This is a genomic window from Glycomyces amatae (assembly GCF_020991375.1).
GTDB classification, from domain to species: Bacteria; Actinomycetota; Actinomycetes; order Mycobacteriales; family Micromonosporaceae; genus Glycomyces; species Glycomyces amatae.
The window spans coordinates 1-18187 of record NZ_JAJLQZ010000002.1 but is presented as its reverse complement, the minus strand read 5'-3'; the positions used below and the strand labels follow the sequence as shown (position 1 = coordinate 18187).

18 protein-coding genes and 1 pseudogene are annotated in these 18187 nt (G+C 71.3%); 9 read left to right on the top strand and 10 right to left on the bottom strand.

Going from position 1 to position 18187, the window contains the following annotated elements; translation table 11 throughout:
- The first annotated feature begins 2 nt into the window (after positions 1–2).
- A complete protein-coding gene (locus tag LO763_RS02980; RefSeq protein WP_230600470.1) occupies positions 3–449 on the top strand; it encodes a MarR family winged helix-turn-helix transcriptional regulator in 447 nt (148 codons plus the stop codon).
- Between the two features lie 48 nt (positions 450–497).
- The gene (locus LO763_RS02975) at positions 498–1745 is read left to right on the top strand and encodes an MFS transporter (RefSeq protein WP_230600469.1); all 1248 of its coding nucleotides are present in this window, start codon (positions 498–500) and stop codon (positions 1743–1745) included.
- A gap of 34 nt (positions 1746–1779) precedes the next feature.
- Here LO763_RS02975 and LO763_RS02970 read toward each other — a convergent pair whose 3' ends face one another.
- The 5 genes from LO763_RS02970 to LO763_RS02950 all read right to left on the bottom strand — a co-directional run bounded on the left by LO763_RS02970 (position 1780) and on the right by LO763_RS02950 (position 7011).
- The gene (locus LO763_RS02970; protein WP_230600468.1) at positions 1780–2781 is read right to left on the bottom strand and encodes a zinc-dependent alcohol dehydrogenase family protein; all 1002 of its coding nucleotides are present in this window, start codon (positions 2779–2781) and stop codon (positions 1780–1782) included.
- On the bottom strand, positions 2781–3626 hold the full coding sequence (locus LO763_RS02965; RefSeq protein WP_230600467.1) for a carbohydrate ABC transporter permease: 846 nt from the start codon (positions 3624–3626) through the stop codon (positions 2781–2783). The genes LO763_RS02970 and LO763_RS02965 overlap by 1 nt, the downstream gene beginning before the upstream one ends.
- Positions 3626–4561: a carbohydrate ABC transporter permease gene (locus LO763_RS02960; protein WP_230600466.1), complete on the bottom strand. Its 936-nt coding sequence runs from the start codon at positions 4559–4561 to the stop codon at positions 3626–3628. The genes LO763_RS02965 and LO763_RS02960 overlap by 1 nt, the downstream gene beginning before the upstream one ends.
- A 5-nt stretch (positions 4562–4566) precedes the next feature.
- Positions 4567–5925: an ABC transporter substrate-binding protein gene (locus tag LO763_RS02955; protein ID WP_230600465.1), complete on the bottom strand. Its 1359-nt coding sequence runs from the start codon at positions 5923–5925 to the stop codon at positions 4567–4569.
- A 96-nt stretch (positions 5926–6021) separates the two neighbouring features.
- On the bottom strand, positions 6022–7011 hold the full coding sequence (locus tag LO763_RS02950) for a LacI family DNA-binding transcriptional regulator (protein WP_230600464.1): 990 nt from the start codon (positions 7009–7011) through the stop codon (positions 6022–6024).
- 179 nt (positions 7012–7190) lie between these two features.
- On the opposite strand from LO763_RS02950, the pseudogene LO763_RS29535 reads away from it, so the two are divergent.
- From LO763_RS29535 to LO763_RS02935, 3 genes and pseudogenes are all read left to right on the top strand, one after another.
- Positions 7191–8015: pseudogene (locus tag LO763_RS29535) on the top strand (carbohydrate kinase family protein); the annotation flags it as partial.
- 154 nt (positions 8016–8169) lie between these two features.
- A complete protein-coding gene (locus LO763_RS02940; protein ID WP_230600462.1) occupies positions 8170–9960 on the top strand; it encodes a thiamine pyrophosphate-requiring protein in 1791 nt (596 codons plus the stop codon).
- Positions 9961–10118: 158 nt separating this feature from the next.
- Positions 10119–11564 (top strand): serine/threonine-protein kinase, encoded by a 1446-nt coding sequence (locus LO763_RS02935; protein ID WP_230600461.1) that lies wholly within the window; start codon positions 10119–10121, stop codon positions 11562–11564.
- Here LO763_RS02935 and LO763_RS02930 read toward each other — a convergent pair.
- The 4 genes from LO763_RS02930 to LO763_RS02915 all read right to left on the bottom strand — a co-directional run bounded on the left by LO763_RS02930 (position 11552) and on the right by LO763_RS02915 (position 14037).
- Positions 11552–12397, bottom strand: coding sequence for an FHA domain-containing protein (locus LO763_RS02930; protein WP_230600460.1), 846 nt, complete (start codon positions 12395–12397; stop codon positions 11552–11554). The two genes, LO763_RS02935 and LO763_RS02930, sit on opposite strands and share 13 nt — an antisense overlap.
- A gap of 137 nt (positions 12398–12534) precedes the next feature.
- Positions 12535–12990, bottom strand: a complete 456-nt coding sequence (locus LO763_RS02925; RefSeq protein ID WP_230600459.1) for a hypothetical protein — start codon at positions 12988–12990, stop codon at positions 12535–12537.
- A gap of 132 nt (positions 12991–13122) precedes the next feature.
- Positions 13123–13683: a hypothetical protein gene (locus LO763_RS02920; protein ID WP_230600458.1), complete on the bottom strand. Its 561-nt coding sequence runs from the start codon at positions 13681–13683 to the stop codon at positions 13123–13125.
- Between the two features lie 129 nt (positions 13684–13812).
- On the bottom strand, positions 13813–14037 hold the full coding sequence (locus LO763_RS02915; protein WP_230600457.1) for a hypothetical protein: 225 nt from the start codon (positions 14035–14037) through the stop codon (positions 13813–13815).
- 205 nt (positions 14038–14242) lie between these two features.
- On the opposite strand from LO763_RS02915, the gene LO763_RS02910 reads away from it, so the two are divergent.
- Positions 14243–15184 carry a hypothetical protein gene (locus LO763_RS02910; protein WP_230600456.1) on the top strand — a complete coding sequence of 314 codons (942 nt, stop codon included), beginning with the start codon at positions 14243–14245 and terminating at the stop codon, positions 15182–15184.
- A 193-nt stretch (positions 15185–15377) separates the two neighbouring features.
- Here the strand turns inward: LO763_RS02910 and LO763_RS02905 are convergent, their stop codons facing one another.
- Positions 15378–16304 (bottom strand): alpha/beta hydrolase family protein, encoded by a 927-nt coding sequence (locus tag LO763_RS02905; protein ID WP_255671620.1) that lies wholly within the window; start codon positions 16302–16304, stop codon positions 15378–15380.
- 144 nt (positions 16305–16448) lie between these two features.
- Between LO763_RS02905 and LO763_RS02900 the strand changes: the two genes are divergently transcribed.
- The 3 genes from LO763_RS02900 to LO763_RS02895 form a co-directional block, all read left to right on the top strand.
- A complete protein-coding gene (locus tag LO763_RS02900; protein WP_230600454.1) occupies positions 16449–17039 on the top strand; it encodes a TetR/AcrR family transcriptional regulator in 591 nt (196 codons plus the stop codon).
- A gap of 218 nt (positions 17040–17257) precedes the next feature.
- Positions 17258–17383, top strand: a complete 126-nt coding sequence (locus LO763_RS28665) for a hypothetical protein (RefSeq protein ID WP_255671618.1) — start codon at positions 17258–17260, stop codon at positions 17381–17383.
- Positions 17384–17390: 7 nt separating this feature from the next.
- On the top strand, positions 17391–18187 hold a 797-nt coding region (locus LO763_RS02895), incomplete at its 3' end, for a replication-relaxation family protein (protein WP_230600452.1).

The window sequence follows — 18187 nt, the reverse complement described above, 5'->3', positions numbered from 1 at the left end:
CTATGATTTCGCGGAGCCCCGAGGGCATCGACCAGTTGGCCGCCCGCCTCATCTCCCAGGGGAGCCGGTTCGCGCGGACCGCGTCGCGCAGGGCCGGGACGCAGCGGTCCCTCATCGCCCTCCGCGTGCTCGCCAACCTCCGGCAGGAGGGCGACCTCCGGGTCGGCGAGCTGGCCCTGCGGGAGGCGATCACGCAGCCCGCGATGACCGCCACCGTGAACCGCCTCGAAGCGGACGGCCTGGTCGCCCGCAGCGCGGACCCGTCCGACGCGCGCGCCTCGGTCGTGAGCCTCACCGAGGCCGGGGCCCGCGAGCTCCACGAGTTCCGGATGCGCGCCGCCGCGGAGGTCCGGCCCGCCATCGCCGGGCTCGGCGAGGACGACCTGGCGGTGCTCGCCAGGGCGGCCGACCTGCTCGAGGAGCTGGCCGACCGGCTGAACAGGGAGTAGCCCCGGGACCGCGAAGGCCCTGCATCGCGTCTAGGAGGAAGTGCCCGAATGGAACAGAAGCCGTCGATCCTGCGCCAGCCCACCGCCGTGTGGGCGATCGCGTTCGCCTGCGCGGTCTCCTTCATGGGGATCGGCCTGGTCGACCCGATCCTCCCGGCCATCAGCCACGACCTCGACGCGTCGCCCTCGCAGACGATGCTGCTGTTCACCAGCTACCTGCTCATCACCGCGGTCGCGATGTTCTTCAGCGGCTTCATCTCCAGCCGCCTCGGCGTCAAGCGCACCCTCCTGGCGGGCCTGACGCTGATCGTGGTCTTCGCGGCCCTCGCGGGCGCCTCGCAGACCGTGGACCAGATCATCGGCTTCCGCGCGGGCTGGGGCCTGGGGAACGCCCTGTTCATCTCGACGGCGCTCGCCGCGATCGTCGGCGCGGCCAGCGGCGGGAGCCGCCAGGCCGTGATCCTGTACGAGGCGGCGCTGGGCATCGGCATGGCCGTCGGCCCGCTGCTGGGCGGCGCGCTCGGCGAGGTGGCGTGGCAGGGGCCGTTCTTCGGCACCGCCGCGCTCATGGCCGTGGCCCTGATCGCGATCGTCGTGCTCCTGCGGGGCCCGGCCGCCGCGCCCGCCCCGGTCTCGATCACCGCCGGCTTCACCGCGCTGCGCAACCCGGCCCTGCTGACGCTCGCGGTCACCGCGCTGTTCTACAACTACGGGTTCTTCACGCTGCTCGCCTACTCGCCCTACCCGATCGAGGCGGCCGCGGCGGACGCCGGGATGCACTTCGGTGCGCACGAGCTGGGCCTGGTCTTCTTCGGCTGGGGCACCGCCCTCGCGATCACCTCGGTCTTCGCCGCCCCGCTCCTGACCCGCAGGTTCGGTCTGCTCCCGGTGCTCTACTCGATGTTCGCGCTCCTGGCCGCGAGCCTGGCGACGATGGCCGCGGGGGTGGGCTCCGCGCCGGTGCTCATCACCGTGGTGATCGTCGCGGGGCTGTTCCTGGGTGTGCTGAACACCGCGCTCACCGAGACCGTGATGGAGGCGACCGACCTGCCGCGGAACGTGGCCTCGTCCACCTACTCGGGCGTGCGGTTCCTCGGCGGCGCGATCGCCCCGGCGGTCTCGGGCGGCATCGCCGAGGCCATGGGCGAGGGCGCGCCCTACTGGTTCGGGTTCGCCGCGCTGCTGGTGTCGATCCTGGTGCTGGCCGTGGGGAAGGGCACGCTCGCGCACCTGGGCCGCCCGCACGGCACCGCGCAGGAGGAGGCCCAGCTGATCACGGCGGGCGACGAGGTCTGAGGCCGGAGCCCCTCGCGGGGGGCTCCGGCTCCCCTCACTTGCCGGGCTGGATCTGGAGCTTGCGGCCGGTGCCCTGCCGGAAGAGGTCCACCGCGGCCGCGTACTCGTCGAGGCCGAAGCGGTGGCTGATCATGACGTCCGGGTCGATCACGCGCTTGGCCATGAGGTCGACGGCGCGGCCGAAGCTGTGCAGGACGGCCATGGAGCCGACGATGTGGATCTCGTCCTTGTAGACCCGGAACGGGGAGAACGAGGCCGCGGCGGCCTCGGGGGCGACCCCGAAGACCTGGAACGTCCCTCCCTTGCGGACCCTGGTGAGGCCGTCCTCGATCGCGGGCACGGCCCCGGTGCAGTCGATGACGACCTCCCAGCCCTCGGGGCGGTCGAGCTCGTCGGCGCTCGCGGCGACCCGGTCGGCGCCGAGCGCGGCGGCGACCGGCAGGCGCTCGGTGTTGATGTCCACGACGGACACCTCGGCGGCCCCGGCGAAGCGGGCGAGCTGGGCCATCATGAGGCCCATCGTCCCGGCCCCGTACACGAGGTAGCGCTCGCCGATGCGGCCGGGCAGCAGGTCGAAGCCGTGCACGGCGCACGACAGCGGCTCGATGAGCGGGGCGTGGTCGAGCGAGACGGGCTCGGGCAGCAGGTAGCAGTTGCCCGCGGGGGCCGTGCAGTACTCGGCGGCCGCGCCGGCGTCGGCGATGACGCCGAGGGCGTTGTAGCGTTCGCAGAGGTTCCCGCGCCCGATCTTGCAGTAGTGGCATTCGCCGCAGAACAGGTTGGGGTCCACCGCGACCCGGTCGCCGACGGCGAACTCGGTGACGGCGCTGCCGACCTCGGCGACGGTGCCGGCGAACTCGTGGCCGGGCACGATCGGGTAGATCGTGCCCTCCAGGTCGCCGTCGATCACGTGGAGGTCGGTGCCGCAGATCCCGGCCCCGGCCACGGCGATGACGACATCGCGCGGCCCGGGCGTCGGATCGTCCACTGTGGTGGTGGTGATCCGGTGCGGGCCTTCGACGACTACGGCTCTCATTACTTCACTGCTCCCATGGTCAGGCCGCGCACCAGCCACTTCTGGGCGATCCAGCCCGCGAGGATCACGGGGAGGGCGGCCATCGTGGCGGCGGCGGACAGGCGGGCGAGGAACAGGCCCTCGCTGGTGATGAAGCCGGTGAGGAACACCGGCACGGTCGCGGCCCGGGTCGAGGTCAGGCTCACGGCGAAGAAGAACTCGTTCCAGGCGAAGATGAAGCAGATCAGCGCCGTGGCCGCGAGTCCGGGCGCGATCATCGGCAGGATGATCTTGCGCAGCTCGGTGAGGAACCCGGCGCCGTCGACCTTCGCGGCCTCCAGCACGGCGGTGGGCACCTCCAGCAGGAACGAGCGGATCATCCACACCGCGATCGGCAGGTTCATGGCCGTGTAGACCAGCGAGAGCATCGTGATGTTGTCGAGCACGTTCGCGTTGTTGGCGATGATGTACAGCGGCAGGATGATCGCGGCCGGGGGCATGAACCGGGTCGAGATGAAGAAGAACAGCGAGTCCTTCCACTTCGGGATCGGCGCCAGCGACAGCGCGTAGGCCGCGGGCGTGGCGAGGACGATCACCAGGAGCGTCGAGCCGACCGAGGCCATGAGCGAGTTGAGCAGGAACGGCGTGAAGTCCCGGCCCAGGATCGCCTCGAACTGGTCGAGCGTGGGCTGGAAGAGGAACGTCGGCGGGTCGGTGGCGGCCTGGGCCTCCTGCTTGAACCCCGAGACGAACATCCACAGGACCGGGAAGAAGAACACCAGGGCCGCGGCCCAGGCCAGCACCGCGATGCCGGCGGACTTCAGGGACGGGCCGACGCGGCGTCGGCGTACGCGGGTCGCGTCCATCACCGCTCCTCTCGGAACATGTCGGCGAACAGGCGCAGCGCGAACGTGGCGATGACGATGGTCGCGACGACCACGACGACGCCCGCCGCGGCGGCCTCGCCCACCTCGAAGGCGCGGAAGGTCCGCTGGTAGATGAAGTACGGCAGGTTCGTCGTCGCCTGCCCGGGACCGCCCTGGGTGACCAGGTAGATCGGGTCGAAGGTCTGCACGATGAAGATCGAGCCGAGCAGCACCGCGAGTTCTATGAACCGGCGCAGCTGCGGGAAGGTGATGCGCCAGAAGATCGCGCCCGGTCCGGCGCCGTCCATCCTGGCCGCTTCGAGGATCTCGGTGTCCTGGCTCTGGAGTCCGGCCAGGACGATGAGCATCATGAACGGCGTCCACTGCCACACGAGCATGACGACCAGGGAGAACATGGGGTGCTCGGAGACCCAGTCGACCCGCTCCACCCCGAACGGGGAGAGGACCCAGTTGAGGGTCCCGAACAGCGGGTTGAAGATCGCGTGCTTCCAGATCAGGGCCGCGGCGGCGGGCATGACCAGGAACGGCGTGATCAGCAGTGTGCGGACCACGTTGCGGCCCAGGAACTTCTGGTCCAGGAGCACGGCGAGCGCGGTCGCCAGGGCGATCGAGCACAGGACCACGGTGACGGTGAGGAGCACCGTGTTGAGCACGGCCCCGCGGAACTGCGCGTCGCCGAGCACCTCGGCGTAGTTGCCGAACCCGGCGAACGCGGTCTCGTCGGGGCGCAGGAGGTTGCGGTCCTGGAAGCTGTAGTAGACGGTGGCGAGGAACGGCAGCTGCGTCAGCACGACCACGACGATCAGCGCGGGCAGCAGGGGGATGCGGCGGCGCCAGCGCTCGCCGGCGGTGAGCCCGGGGGCCGCCCGCCCGCGGCGCTCGCGCGCCGCGGACGGGGCTTCGGTTGCGGTCATCGGTCTCACGCGTCCTTGTAGCCGCCGCTCTCGGCGACCTCTTCGGCGTACCCCTGGGCCTTCTCCAGGGCCTCGTCGACGGTCTGGTTCCCGGCGATGGCCGCGGAGATCTCCTGGGCCACACGGGTGCCGAGGTCCTGGAACTCGGGGATGGTGATGTACTGGACGCCCTTCCAGTTCTGCTCGTACAGGCCCGGCATCGTCACGTCGACGCCCTCGATCGCGGCGAGGGTCTGCGGCGCGAACGCCCCGGCGGCCTCCTGGTACTCGGGGATCTCGTAGGTGGAGGCGCGGCTGCCGGGCGGCACGCGGGTCCAGCCCAGCTCCTCGCCGACCAGGCGCATGTAGTCCTTGCCGGTGGCCCAGGCCATGAACTCCCAGGCGGCGTCCTTGTGCTGCGAGGTCTGCGGGACGGCGAGGGACCAGGCCCACAGCCAGCCGGAGGCGTCGGTCTCGACCACTGGGGCCGGGACGTAGGCCATCTTGCCGGCGGCGTCGGAGGAGTTGGGGTCCTCCAGGACGCTGGCGGCGACGGTGGCGTCGAGCCACATGGCGGCGTTGCCCTGGCTGGTGGCGGTGAGGCACTCGGAGAAGCCGGCGTTGGCGGCGCCGGGCTCGCCGTACCGGCTCACCAGGTCCACGTAGAACTGGACGGCCTCCCGGGTCTCGGGGCTGGTCAGCTGCGCGTTCCAATCCTCGTCGTACCAGCGGCCGCCGAAGGTGTGGATCACGGTGTTGAGCGGGGCGAGGACCTCGCCCCAGCCGGCCAGGCCGCGCAGGCAGATCCCGGCCACGTCGTTCTCGGGGTCGTGGAGCTGCTCGGCGAGGTCGGCGACCTGGTCCCAGGTGGGGTTGTCGGGCATGGTGACGCCCGCGGCCTCGAAGAGGTCGGTGCGGTACATCAGGAACGAGGACTCGCCGTAGAACGGCACCGCGTACAGGCCGTCCTCGTAGGTCAGCGCCTCGCGGACCGGCGGGAGCAGGTCGTCCACGTCGTAGTCGGGGTCGCTCGCGTAGTCGTCGAGCGCGGTCAGCCAGCCGTTCTCGGCCCAGATCGGCGTCTCGTAGGTGCCGATGGTGACGATGTCGTACTGGCCCGACTCGGTGGCGATGTCCTGCGTGACCTTGTCGCGCAGCTCGTTCTCGGGCAGGACCACGAACTGCACGTCGATCCCGGTCTCCTCCTCGAAGACCTCGGAGAGCTGCTCGATGTCCTGCATCTGGGGGTTGGCGACGGTGGCGATGGTGATCGAGTCGCCGTCGCCGTCGGCGTTCCCGCCGCCGGCGCCGGCGCATCCGCTGGCGAGCAGCACCGCCGCCAATGAGGCCGCGAGGGCGGCGCGCGGGATCGTAGGGGTAGACATCAGGACCTCCCTGTCCTCGACGCTCTCGTGAAGCGCCACTTGTCGAAATGCGAATATCTGGATGTTTTTTCGAGGTGTCTGCGGGACCGCGCGGGGTCAGTGGCCCGGCGCGGGGATGGCCCCGGACGACCGCACCTCGAACCGGACCGGGACGCGGGTCCGGCGGTACGGCGCGGCGGGGTCGGCCAGGCGTTCGAACAGATGGCGGGCGGCCGCCTCGCCGAGGGCCGCGGTGTCCTGCGCGACGACGGTGAGGGCGGGGCGCAGCAGGTCGGCCAGCTCCAGGTCGTCGAAGGCGACGAACGCGGTCCGGTCGCGGATGCCGAGGTCCTGGAGGGCGTGCACCGCGCCGACGGTGATGAGGTTGTTGCCGGCGATGAGCGCGGTCGGGGCCGGGTCGAGCGCGAACAGCTCGGCGGCCGCGCGGTGGGCCTGCTCGGGATCGTGCAGGCCGGTGCGGATGTGGCGGGGGTCCGCGCCGCCGAAGGCGGCCATGGCGTCGCGGAAGCCCTGGAGGCGCTCCGCGGACGTGTAGATGCTCTCGAAGTCGCCGAGGTAGGCGATGCGGGTGTGGCCCGCGAGGGCGAGGTGGCGCACGGCCTCGGCGACGCCGGCGGCGTTCTCGGAGACCACGGTGTCGGCCTCGATCCCCCGGCCGGGGCGGTCCACGAACACCACGGCGGTGCCGCGCCGCCGCTCCTCCTCCAGGTAGGACTGGTCGGGGCCGTTGGGCACCAGGATCATGCCGTCCACGCGGCGGGTGCCGAACTCGCCGACGAGCTCGGCCTCCTGGCCGGGGTCGCCGTCGCTGGAGCCGACCAGGACGAGGTGCCCGCGCTCGCGGGCGTAGTCCTGGACGACGCGCGTCAGGCTCGACGCGAACGGGTTCGCCAGGTCCTCCACGATGAGCCCGATCGAGGAGGTGCGCTGGTCGCTGCGGCGGATGCTGCTCGCGATCGAGTTGCGCCGGTACCCGAGCTCCGCGACGGCGGCCAGCACCCGGTCGCGGGTCTCGGGGCGCACGTTGGGCTCGTCGTTGAGGACGCGGGAGACGGTCTTGAACCCCAGGCCCGCGCGCTCGGCCACGTCCTTGATAGTGGGCGCGCGCCTCGGGCTCTCGGGCGGGTTCGGAACCGCGGCCATGGCGTCCTCTCTGATCGGCGAACATGATGACCACGTTGTCGACAACGTTGTCAGTATGGAGGTGAGTATGACATGCTTCACTGACGCGGTCAAACCCCCTATGCGTTCTTTGGAGGAACCCGGTGATCACCGTTGTCGGCGAAGCCCTGCTCGACCTGGTCGCGAACGGCGACGCGACGCAGTTCGCGGCCCGTCCCGGCGGCAGTCCGGCCAACGTGGCCGTCGGCCTGGCCCGGCTCGGCGACGCCGTCGCCCTCGCCACCTGCCTCGCCGACGACCTGCCCGGGCGGATCGTCGGCGACCACCTGCGCCGCAACGGCGTCGACCTCCAGCGCCTCCCGGCCGCCACCGACCGCACCAGCCTGGCACTGGCCGCGATCGGCGCGGACGGGGGCGCCGACTACAGCTTCCACCTCGCCTGGGACCCCACGGGCGCGCCCGAGCTGGCCCCCGACTGCCGCTGCGTCCACACCGGATCGCTCGCCGCGGCGGTCGGACCGGGCGCCGCGCTCGTCGACGGCCTCATCGACCGGGCCGCCGCGCTCGGGGCCGCGGTCTCCTACGACCCCAACATCAGGCCGATGCTCCTGGGCGACCGCGGCGCCGAGCGCGACCGCGTCGAGCGCCACGCGGCCCGCGCGGACCTCGTCAAGGTCAGCGACGAGGACCTGGCCTGGCTCTACCCGGGCGAGGACCCCCGCGCGGTCGCCCGCCGATGGGCCGGCGCCGGCCCGGACCTGGTGGTCCTCACGCTCGGCGCGGACGGCGCCTATGCGGTCAACGCAGACGGCGAGGCCGAGGTCGCGGCCCGCCCGGCCCGCGTCGAGGACACCGTGGGCGCGGGCGACGCCTTCACCGCGGGCCTCCTGGACGCGCTCCTGCGCGCCGGGCTCCTCGGGCCCGGGACCCGCCTCGCGGACCTGCCCGCGGCGGACCTGCCGGCCCACCTCGGCTTCGCCGCCGAGGTCGCCGCCGCCACCTGCGAGCGGACCGGGGCCGAACCGCCCACCCGGGCCGAGCTCGCCGGGCGCCGGGCCGGACGGTTACGGCCCCGCAGGCCGGGTAGCCCCCGCTCCACGCGTCTCAGGGGGGAGGCCCGCCATGGCCATGACAGTAGGCGACCACGTGCTCCGGCGGCTGCGCGAATGGGGGGTGGAGCAGGTCTTCGGCTACCCGGGGGACGGGATCAACGGGCTCATCGCCGCCTTCGGGAGGGCCGACGACCGGCCCCGGTTCGTGCAGTCGCGCCACGAGGAGATGTCGGCGTTCGAGGCCGTCGGCTACGCGAAGTTCTCCGGCCGCACCGGGGTGTGCGCCGCGACCTCCGGTCCCGGAGCGATCCACCTGCTCAACGGCTTGTACGACGCCAAGCTCGACCACGTGCCGGTCGTGGCGATCGTCGGGCAGACCGCCCGCAGCGCCATGGGCGGCGCCTACCAGCAGGAGGTGGACCTCCAGGCGCTGTTCAAGGACGTCGCCTCCGAGTACCTCGCGGAGGTCAACGTCGCCGCGCAGCTGCCGTTCGCCCTCGACCGGGCGTTCCGCACCGCCGAGGCCCGCCGGGCCCCGACCGCGGTCATCATCCCCGCCGACGTCCAGGAGGAGCGGTACACGCCGCCCGCGCAGGCGTTCAGGCAGGTGCCGTCCTCGCCGCCGTCCCACGGCACCGCCCGCGCCGTCCCGGACGAGGGCGACCTCGAACGCGCCGCGGCGATCCTCAACGCGGGCGAGAAGGTCGCGATCCTGGCCGGGCAGGGCGCCCGCGGGGCCGCCGAGGAGCTGCGGCAGGTCGCGGACGCGACCGGCGCGGGCATCGCGAAGGCCCTGCTCGGCAAGGACGTCCTGCCCGACGGGCTGCCGTACGTCACCGGGTCGATCGGCCTGCTCGGGACCCGCCCGAGCTACGAGCTCATGCGCGACTGCGACACGCTCCTCATCGTCGGCTCCAACATGCCCTACAGCCAGTTCCTGCCCGAGTTCGGGCAGGCCAGGGCCGTCCAGATCGACCGCGACGGGGCGATGATCGGCCTGCGCTACCCGACCGAGGCCAACCTCGTCGGCGACGCCGGGGCCACCCTCGCCGCGCTCCTGCCCCGCCTCGAGCGCCGCGGCCGCACCGAGTGGCGCGACACCGTCGAGCGCAACGTCTCCTCGTGGTGGGAGACCCTCGAGCGGCAGGCGATGGTCGGGGCCCGCCCGGTCAACCCCATGCGGGTGGTCCACGAGCTGTCCGAGCGCGTCCCCGACGACGCGATCGTCACCGCCGACTCCGGGTCCTCCACGAACTGGTACGCGCGCCTGCTCAAGGTCCGCGGCACGATGCGCTGCTCCCTGTCGGGCACGCTCGCGACCATGGGCTGCGGCGTCCCGTACGCCATCGGCGCCAAGTTCGCCCACCCCGACCGGCCCGTCGTGGCGCTCGTGGGCGACGGCGCGATGCAGATGAACGGGCTCGCCGAGCTCATGACCGCCGTGCGCTACCGCGACCGGTGGCAGGACCCGTGCTTCGTGGTGTGCGTGTTCGACAACGGCGACCTCAACCAGGTCACCTGGGAGCTGCGGGCGATGGGCGGGGCGCCCAAGTTCGAGCCGTCGCAGAGCCTGCCGTCGGTCTCGTACGCCGACCTCGCCCGGCAGCTGGGGTTCCAGGCCGTCACCGTGACCGAGCCGGACGAGCTGGGGAGCGCCTGGGACTTCGCGTTCGCGGCGGGGCAGCCGGTCCTGCTCGACGTCCACTGCGACCCCGACGTGCCGCCGATCCCGCCGCACGCGACCCTCGACCAGCTCAAGTCGACGACCGAGGCGCTGCTCAAGGGCGACCCCGACGCCTGGAACGTCCTCGTCCGCGGCGTCAAGACCAAGGCGCAGGAGGTCCTCCCCCACCGCCGCTGACCCGGCGTGCCATAACAGGAAGTGCCCGGGAGGGGTCCCGGACCGGGCGTTGCGGGGCGCGGGAGGCGTCTGCTTTCATGGAATCGGCCTCGGGGGAAGCGGTTTCGACCGACTTGCGCCGCCCGTGACCGCCGCCCCTCACCGCGAAGGTGCTTCCGATGGACGAGACGACCGACCCGTTCGCACGCGTCCGGGAGCGGCTCGCCGAGCTGCTCCCGGACTACCGCATCGATCCGGCGCCGGTGAGCACCACCGGCCTGAGCCAGGTGTTCCTCGCCGAGGACGCCCGGCTGCACGGGCGCAAGGTCGCGGTGAAGGCCATGGCCGGGTACCTGTCGCTGCACCAGGCCTACCGGCGGCGGTTCCTGCGCGAGATCCAGCTGATGGCCGCGCTGGAGCACCCGAACATCATGTACCTGATCCGGGCGTCCTCGCCCGAGGACGACCTGCTGTACCTGGTCATGCCGTGCGCCGAGGACGACCTGCGCAGGCGCCTGGAGCGGGGGCGGCTGGACCTGGCGGCGACCGTGGACGTCGTCGCCCAGGTCGCGAAGGCCCTCGACCACGCGCACGACCACGGCGTGGTGCACCGGGACGTCAAGCCCGGGAACATCCTCTTCGGACACGGCGGGCACGTGTACCTGAGCGACTTCGGGGTCGCCCGGGACCGCCTGGGCCCGGACCTGACCGCCGTGGGCGAGAGCATCGGGACGCGCCGCTACACCGCGCCGGAGGTGTACGACGCGGGCGCGGACCGCCCCGGACCGGAGGTGCGGGAGGGGCCGGCGTCCCCGTCGGAGCGGGCCGGGGACGTGTACTCGCTCGGCGCCGTGCTCTACCACTGCCTGACGGGGCGGCGGCCGCCCGTCGACGGGGAGCAGACCGACGCCGCACCGGCGGCCGAGCCGGAGCCGAAGCTGCCGCCGGCATTGGAGTCGTTGGTGGCCAAGGCGATGCACGTCGACCCGGCCCGGCGGTACCGCACCTGCGGGGAGCTGGCGCACGCGCTCGCGCAGGCGGCGGGGGTCGAGGAGGCGGGTTCGGCGCTGCCGATCCTGCGGGACATCCAGGAGCGCCTGCGCGCGGAGCCGACCGATCGGACGGCGCCCGGCAGACCGTGGTTCCAACTGCTCACGCCGGTGATCGCCCTGGTCCTGCTCGCGGCGGTGCTGGTGTACACGGCCGCCGACCGGAACACCGACCGCGCGGACGCGGCCGGAGGGGAGGCGACCGCCGAACCGGCGGAGAGCCCGACCCCGGAGGAGGACGCGGGGGCCGAGCCGATCGTCCCCGCGCCGGTGACGGGCGACGAGCAGGCCGAGCGCCGCCCGGTCGAGGGCGAGTGCACGACCGACTCGGAGGACTGGGTGGTCGTCGCCTGCGACTCGGAGCTGGCCGCGGAGTACTTCTACCGGATCGTCGCGAACCCCGAGGACCCGAACCCGTCGCAGCCGGACCACGACGACGCCGCCTGGCTGGCCTGCGGGGCCGACGGCGTGACCGACTTCGAGTACTACTGGCGCGACTCCACCGACGAGACGGAGCAGCCCTGGGACCCCGAGACGGGGATCATCTACTACATCATGTGCTATCAGGAGGTCTGAGGCTCGGCGTCGAGCCGCTCCAGATCACTCGGGTCCAGAGTGGTGCTTTGCAGCAGGGCCCGGATCAGGTTGTCGTTCAGGGCGTTCCCGAGCGGTTCGCCGAACACCTCCTCGCGCAGGAGCCCGGCGACGCGGGGCCGGTAGTCGGCGTGGGAGAGCCGCTCGCGCACACCGGCGACGACCCGGGCCGCGGTGCCCTCGTTCCAGTTCCGGTCGGCGGCGAAGCGGGAGCGGCGCATGTCGTCGGCGACCTGCCGCCACGCGACGGGCTGCGGGCGCGGCAGGCCGCGCAGGTAGCGCTGCGCGAGCGAGGTGAGGACGAGCCGCTCGACGTCGCTGAGGAAGTGTCTGCCGGGCACGGCGGTCTCGTCGTCGGCGGCGCCGTCCTCGGCGGTGCGCCTGCCGCCGATGAGGCGGATCTCCAGGCAGTGGACGGCTTCGGACAGGTCGCCGATGTAGACGGGCGTGTAGGAGTCCTCGATGAGGCGCTCCTGGCCGGAGAGCAGCAGGGTGTCGCCGGGCAGGAGCATCGGGAGGCGGCCCTCGTTGCGCATCGTCCACTCGGCGCCGTGGCAGACGAGCCGGCCGTGGACGCGGCTGACGCGCTTGTCCTTGACGCCCAGGGGGATGTTGACGTTCTGCTCGTCGCGGCCGAACAGGAGCTCGAAGGGACGCGGGGGCACGACCCAGCCGACGTCCTCGCCGAGCGCGTAGACCGTCCCCGGCGTCGCGGCCGGAAGCGGTTCGGCGCCTTCGGGGGCGTCGGGCACTCCGGCGGCGAGGCTGCGGACCCACGGCGGCAGGATCCGCGGCGGGAGAGCGGGCGTGTTCATCCTGGTGCTCCTCTCAGGGGACCTCGGACGATTATGTCCGGGCCCGCGCGAGAGGGGTCCCGCGCGGGCCCGGGGCCGCTTTCGCGGCGAAGCGGGCGCCCGGCCCTCCTGCGGCCGGGCGCCCCGTCTGCGGCGGGTCAGGCGGCGACGGGCCTGGGGGCCCGCTCGGCGAAGTAGCGGTTGGCGGGCGCGGAGAACATCAGGGCGGTCGCGGCCAGGACGGCGGCGATGTGGGCGAGGCGGACGACGACGAACGCGGTGGCGAACGAACCGTCGCCGCCCACGGCGCTCATGAACGGCTCGCCGTTCGCCAGCTCCATCGCGGCGGGCACGACCATCGCGGCGAGGCCGATCACCGAGAGCAGGACGACCAGGCTCACGCGGGCCCAGCGGCGGCCCTTGGCGAAGTTCGCGATGAGGATCAGCGCTCCGACGTAGACGACCGAGCGCATCCCGAGGTTCATCCAGACGCCGGCGTCGAGCCCGGACTCGCGGGCGATGTCGGTGACGGCGAGCGCGGTCTCGACGACGCCCGCGGCGACGGCCACGATCCACAGGAGAGCGGTGTACTTGACGTGGGTGGGTTGCTGCATGGGGACAACGCTATTGACGCGGCAGCGCCGAGACCATCCTGCAAGCGCGCCTCCCCGAGGTAAGGCCATCCCTACCGCCCGCGCGGGCGCGGTCGCCGCCGGAGGAGTGACGTCGTAAAGCCTTGTGGGAGCTCAGGGCAGTCGCGACCGGAGCTTCGCGAGCGCGCGGAGCAGGTCCTCGCGGTTCTTGCCCGACTTGATCCAGGCGGGGAGCCTGCTCGCGATGGTGCTGTTGGAGGAGCCGGTCTCGCGGACCCCGGCGGCGACGTACTCCTCCAGGAAGCGCAGGTGCTGCTCGTTCTCCGCCCAGAGCCGCTCCCCTCGGAACGTCGTCTCGAGCCAGAGGCGGGGCAGGCGCTCCCGCTTCGGCGCCACCCACGGACGCCGGAGCACCGGTTCCCTGGTCCAGTCGCAACCGCGGCAGTGCAGCCGCTGCAACCGCAGGTCCTCTCGGTACGTGCCGACATAGCGGTTGCACTCGGGGCACATGACGATCTGGGGAGGCTCCACGCGTTCGACCTTCGGCTCGCGTTTCAGATCGCTCGTATACGCGCACGACCCGCAGGTCACCCGCGCGACGCGGCGGACCGCCATGCCGTCGCACCTGGGGCAGTGCACCAGCGTGTGGTCGAAGCCGCCCATGTACTTGACGGGCTGGTCCGCTTCGACGAACCTCGCCAGTTTCCGTCCCACAGCTCGCCTCCCGCTCGATCCGACAGAGCGAGCGTAGCGGCTGGGACGAGTTCCCGTCGCCTTCGTTTCACACGCATCGGACGCCCCGAGAGTCGAAGGACCCGAACCGGCTTGTTCCGACGAGGTGCGTCAGGCGTACGCTGCGAAGCGTTCGACCGCTTGACCGGCCGGCGCATCGGCGAGGTCGAGAGCGTCGGCCGTGTCGAACTCATCGCCGTCTACTTCGGAGGGTTCGGTGTCGTCCGCCGGGAACGCCTCGAATTCGGCGAGGTCGAAGTCCTCGCAGGCATCGCTGGAGAAGTCGGCTTCGATGTCGGGAGTGTCGTCGCGGACGACCAGGTAGACGGCGGCCAAGGCGACGAGGGCCGGTCCGGCGGCCAGGAGGACGAGGAGGCGCTTCCGGAATCGGGCAGGACGGTCGAGGTGAGCTCCTGGAGATGGCGCAGAGAACAGGTCCAGTGCGGCCTGCCGCGATCGAGGGATCCGCAGCGGCGGCCTTGATCGGAGTGGGAGTCGCGTTAGGATCAGTCGCGATCGCTCCTCTACATGAAAGCGCCTTGTGGGAACCCCTCGCCTGCTCATACCCATGTGGGCCGCCGCCCTCATGCTCCACGCCGTGGTCGGCCTCTACTGGTACGCCTTTCTCTTCGGCGGCTACCGCTTCCCGATGCCGGCCGGTGCGCTGCTGTTCGCCGGGGGCATCGGCGCGATCGCGTGGTGGTGGGTGCGCGCGCGAAGTGTCGGCAGGACTCGGGCCTCGACCAGGGCCCAGGTGCGGCATCGGCGGGCGGCATTGCTCGTCGCCTATGGGCTGGGGTGCGCCGCGGCGGCGCTGCCGGCCGGGATCAGCGGGAACCACCAGGCGTGGCATCGGTTCGTCGACGCGGACCCGCAGATCACCTCGGCCCGGGCGGACACCGTTCTCGACGTCGAGTTCGGCTACAGAGGGGGTCCTGACACGGTCTACCTCAGCGGCTTCGCCGAGCTCGGCGGTGTCCGCTACCCGTTCGACGGCTCCCCGGTCCGCTTCGACGACTGGGACGGTCCGGCGAACCTGGAGGGCGCCGATCTGTGGGCGGTGTTCGATCCGGCGGATCTCGACGCGGGCTTCGTCGTCGCGAACGGCCGCTCGGACGCCGAAGCGGTGCTGGAGTACCCGGTCGCGCCGCTGCTGCCGTTCGGACTGGTGATCGCGGGATGCTGCTGGGCGGTGCAGCGTCTGCTCCTGCGGCCGCGGAGGTTCCCCGAACGGATGCTCAAACCGATCGACGAGGTGCCCGCCGCGGTATGGGCGCTGTTCGCGATTCCATGCGCGATGTGGATCACCGGCTTGGCCCTGCTAGCGGTCCTGGCCGGTGGCGATACGCCGCTCCAGGCCAGCCCGGTCGACTCCGACCAGACCATGCCGATCGTCATCTGGATGGTGCTCTTGGCGTCCGGCATCGTCTGCTTCCCCGCGCTCTTCCACTCCACGGCGGCCAACCGCGTCCGGGCGCGGTGACAGGCGCGGGCAGAGCAAAAGGCCCGCCCGGCATCGGCCTCCCGGACGGCCGCGCCTTCCACCCGCCTCGGACGGTCATCACCGAGCGCGATCGGCGCCGTAAGGAATTCGCCGAGAGAAGGCAGCAGGGCCGGGGGCCGTTCGGCTCCTGACCCTGCCGCTGCGAGAGGCGTTGCGCAGCAGCGCGACGCGATTACCTGCTCTGCACCTTGCCCAGCGGGTGACGGCCTTCCTCCAGCTCGGAGGACACGGCCTTCCACTCGGCGTCCGCCGGGTCGAGGGCGCTGCGCAGGTACGCGGAGGTGAGCCGCTGCACCAGCGCGACCCGTTCGGGGCTCGCGTCCGTCGTTTCCGCGGCGTCGTACCCGGACACGCCGCCGAGCGAGTGCTCCGCCCCGGCGAGGGTGAGCAGGCTCTTGCTTCCCGGGCTGAGGAAGTAGGCGTCGGTGAACCAGTCCGGTCCGCGAGTGGACAGTGCGGACTGGTCATCGTTCCCGGCGACGACGAGGGCGGGCGGGGTCATGCCGTCGAAGGAGGGGTTCATGAAGGCGAAGTTCTCGGCCGCGAACGGCGTGAGGTCGTCACCGCCCTTGCCGGGCAGGGCGAGCAGCACGCCCGCCTTGGCGCGCTCGTCCGACATGTCCTCCCCGGGGACGCCGTCGGCGTCGAGGACCCGCGCGCCGAGCAGCGTGCTCGCCGTCTGGGCTCCCCAGGAGTGCCCGGCCACGGCTATGCGGGCGCGGTCGAGGCGCCCGGCGAGGCCCGGCACGGCGGCCTCCAAGACGTCGAGCCCGTCGATGGCGCGTTTGAGATCCTCCACCCGGATACGCCAGATCCGCGGCGTACGAGGGTCGCCCGCAGGAAGGCCGAGCGTCCTGGAGTCCAGGTGGGTGGGTTGCAGGACCGCGAAGCCTCGGGCGGCCCAGAAGTCCGCCAGTGGGGCGTATCCGTCCATCGAGGATCCGAAGCCGTGCGAGAAGACGATGACCGGCAGGTCGACGCCGGTCGCGGGCGCGGAGACGCGGACCTGGAGATCGTCGCCGCGGCCGGGAGCGGGCAGGACGACGGGTTTCGCGGACACGATCGCAGTCGGCGCGCTCGCGGTGTTCGGGTCGGGCATGGCAGTGGTTTCCGTTCGGTCAGGTGTGCCTGGTCGGTGCGGCGGGTCCCGGTTCTGACACAATGATCAAAACGGAACGTCGCTCCATTAACAATACGGAACGATGTTCCGGTTTGCAAGTCCGGATCACGGAAGGACACGGCGGTGGATGACGGCACCCAGAGTTCGGGAAGCTCAGGCGGGTCGAAGCGCAAGGACGCACGTCGGAACCAGCAGGCCCTGCTGGACGCGGCGACCGAGGTCTTCGTCGCCTCGGGCGTGGAGGCACCGGTTCGCGACATCGCAGCCAGGGCCGGGGTCGGGATGGGCACCATCTACCGCCACTTTCCGACGCGCGCGGACCTCGTCATCGCGGTCTACCGCCACCAGGTCGACGCTTGCGCCGAGGCCGGCCCGGCCCTGCTGGAGCGTGAAACGACTCCCTATGCCGCGCTTCGACAATGGATCGACCTCTTCGTGGACTTCCTGGTCACCAAGCACGGGCTTGCCGCCGCGATGCAGACGGACAACGCCGGCTTCGAAACACTGCACGCCTACTTCCTCGACCGCCTCGTGCCGGTGTGCGCCGAGATCCTCGACGCGGCAGCGGAGTCCGGTGAGATTCGCTCCGACCTCGATGCCTACCAACTCATGCGAGGCATCGGCAACCTCTGCATCGGCGACGACAGCGACCCGCGCTACAACGCCCGCAGGATAATCGAACTGCTGATCGCAGGACTGCGCCGACCGGACTGACATACGGTTTCAGCCCGCGACGAGAGGCCGAACACTCACGAGGCATGCGGGAAACGCCGCCCACCGGACCGTGGATCGCCGCCGAAGGCGACTGACCTATGTGGCCTGTCGCTCGGGCATCGGTCGAGCCGAAGGCCACGGCACCCCGGCCGAGACCTGAGCAGGGGCTTCAGGACGCAATTGAGCGGTCATCAACTTGATGACCGCTCGGTTGCTCAATGTCTGAACTTGCTGGCCTGTTGGAGACGTACGCGCACGCGTACCCGCAGCTAGAGGCCCTGCACAAGCGCCTCACCGAGCCCCTCACCGCCCAAACCGACTCCCCCGTCAAAGGGAGCCGGTGAGAAGAGCATGTGCGCGAAGCGGATCCCAGGCACCGACACAGGCGACTTCAACGAGATAACCAACCGCCTGACCAGGCGAGACTTCGACATCCTCGAAGCCCTCGAGAAGCACAAGATCATGACCGCCGGCATGATCGAGGCGATGTTCTTCCCCTCCCGCCACCAAGCGGGAGCACGCCTCCTGACACTCCACGAGCTAGGAGTGGTCGAACGCTGGCGAAGCCCCGAGAGCAAGGCGTACCGCTACGTCCTGGCTTGGAGAGGTCAGTGCATCCTCGCCTTGATCAAGGGAGACAAGCTGCCGACGAAGCAAGCAGGGACCTTCCAGGCCCAACACCAGTTCCTCTCGAGGAACCGGCCGCATACCGAGGGCGTCAACGCCTTCTTCAGCCGTCTCTACTACTCCGCGAGGAACAACTCCGGCATCCGGGTTCGCTGGCTCGCCAAGGACCCCTGGATGCTGGGCATCGACCCGGACGGCAACGGCGAGATCAGCTGGCAGAACGGCCCCGTGCTGCCCTTCTGGCTCGAACACGACCGAGGAACAGAGACCCTCGGATACCTCGCCCGCAAGATCAAGAGCTACAAAGAGCACACCCGCCGAGACTCGGATGCACGAAAGTCAGTTCTTCTGATCGAGCTGCCGAGCGAGCGCCGCCTCCGAAACTTCCTGCCAGTCGCCACAGAGGCATGGAAGGCAGACCGCCCCGAATGGGAGAACCCGAAGCTGGTGGTTGCCGCGTGCACCTCAAACCAGAACGAGCGCACCTTCACCCACCCAGAGGAATTCCCAAATGCTTTCAA

Excerpts from the sequence above, each read along its gene's own strand:
- LO763_RS02980 (WP_230600470.1), top strand. The coding sequence starts at position 3 with ATGATTTCGCGGAGCCCCGAGGGCATCGACCAGTTGGCCGCCCGCCTC.
- LO763_RS02975 (WP_230600469.1), top strand. The coding sequence starts at position 498 with ATGGAACAGAAGCCGTCGATCCTGCGCCAGCCCACCGCCGTGTGGGCG.
- LO763_RS02970 (WP_230600468.1), bottom strand. The coding sequence starts at position 2,781 with ATGAGAGCCGTAGTCGTCGAAGGCCCGCACCGGATCACCACCACCACA.
- LO763_RS02965 (WP_230600467.1), bottom strand. The coding sequence starts at position 3,626 with ATGGACGCGACCCGCGTACGCCGACGCCGCGTCGGCCCGTCCCTGAAG.
- LO763_RS02960 (WP_230600466.1), bottom strand. The coding sequence starts at position 4,561 with ATGACCGCAACCGAAGCCCCGTCCGCGGCGCGCGAGCGCCGCGGGCGG.
- LO763_RS02955 (WP_230600465.1), bottom strand. The coding sequence starts at position 5,925 with ATGTCTACCCCTACGATCCCGCGCGCCGCCCTCGCGGCCTCATTGGCG.
- LO763_RS02940 (WP_230600462.1), top strand. The coding sequence starts at position 8,170 with ATGGCCATGACAGTAGGCGACCACGTGCTCCGGCGGCTGCGCGAATGG.
- LO763_RS02935 (WP_230600461.1), top strand. The coding sequence starts at position 10,119 with ATGGACGAGACGACCGACCCGTTCGCACGCGTCCGGGAGCGGCTCGCC.
- LO763_RS02930 (WP_230600460.1), bottom strand. The coding sequence starts at position 12,397 with ATGAACACGCCCGCTCTCCCGCCGCGGATCCTGCCGCCGTGGGTCCGC.
- LO763_RS02925 (WP_230600459.1), bottom strand. The coding sequence starts at position 12,990 with ATGCAGCAACCCACCCACGTCAAGTACACCGCTCTCCTGTGGATCGTG.
- LO763_RS02905 (WP_255671620.1), bottom strand. The coding sequence starts at position 16,304 with ATGCCCGACCCGAACACCGCGAGCGCGCCGACTGCGATCGTGTCCGCG.
- LO763_RS28665 (WP_255671618.1), top strand. The coding sequence starts at position 17,258 with ATGTCTGAACTTGCTGGCCTGTTGGAGACGTACGCGCACGCGTACCCG.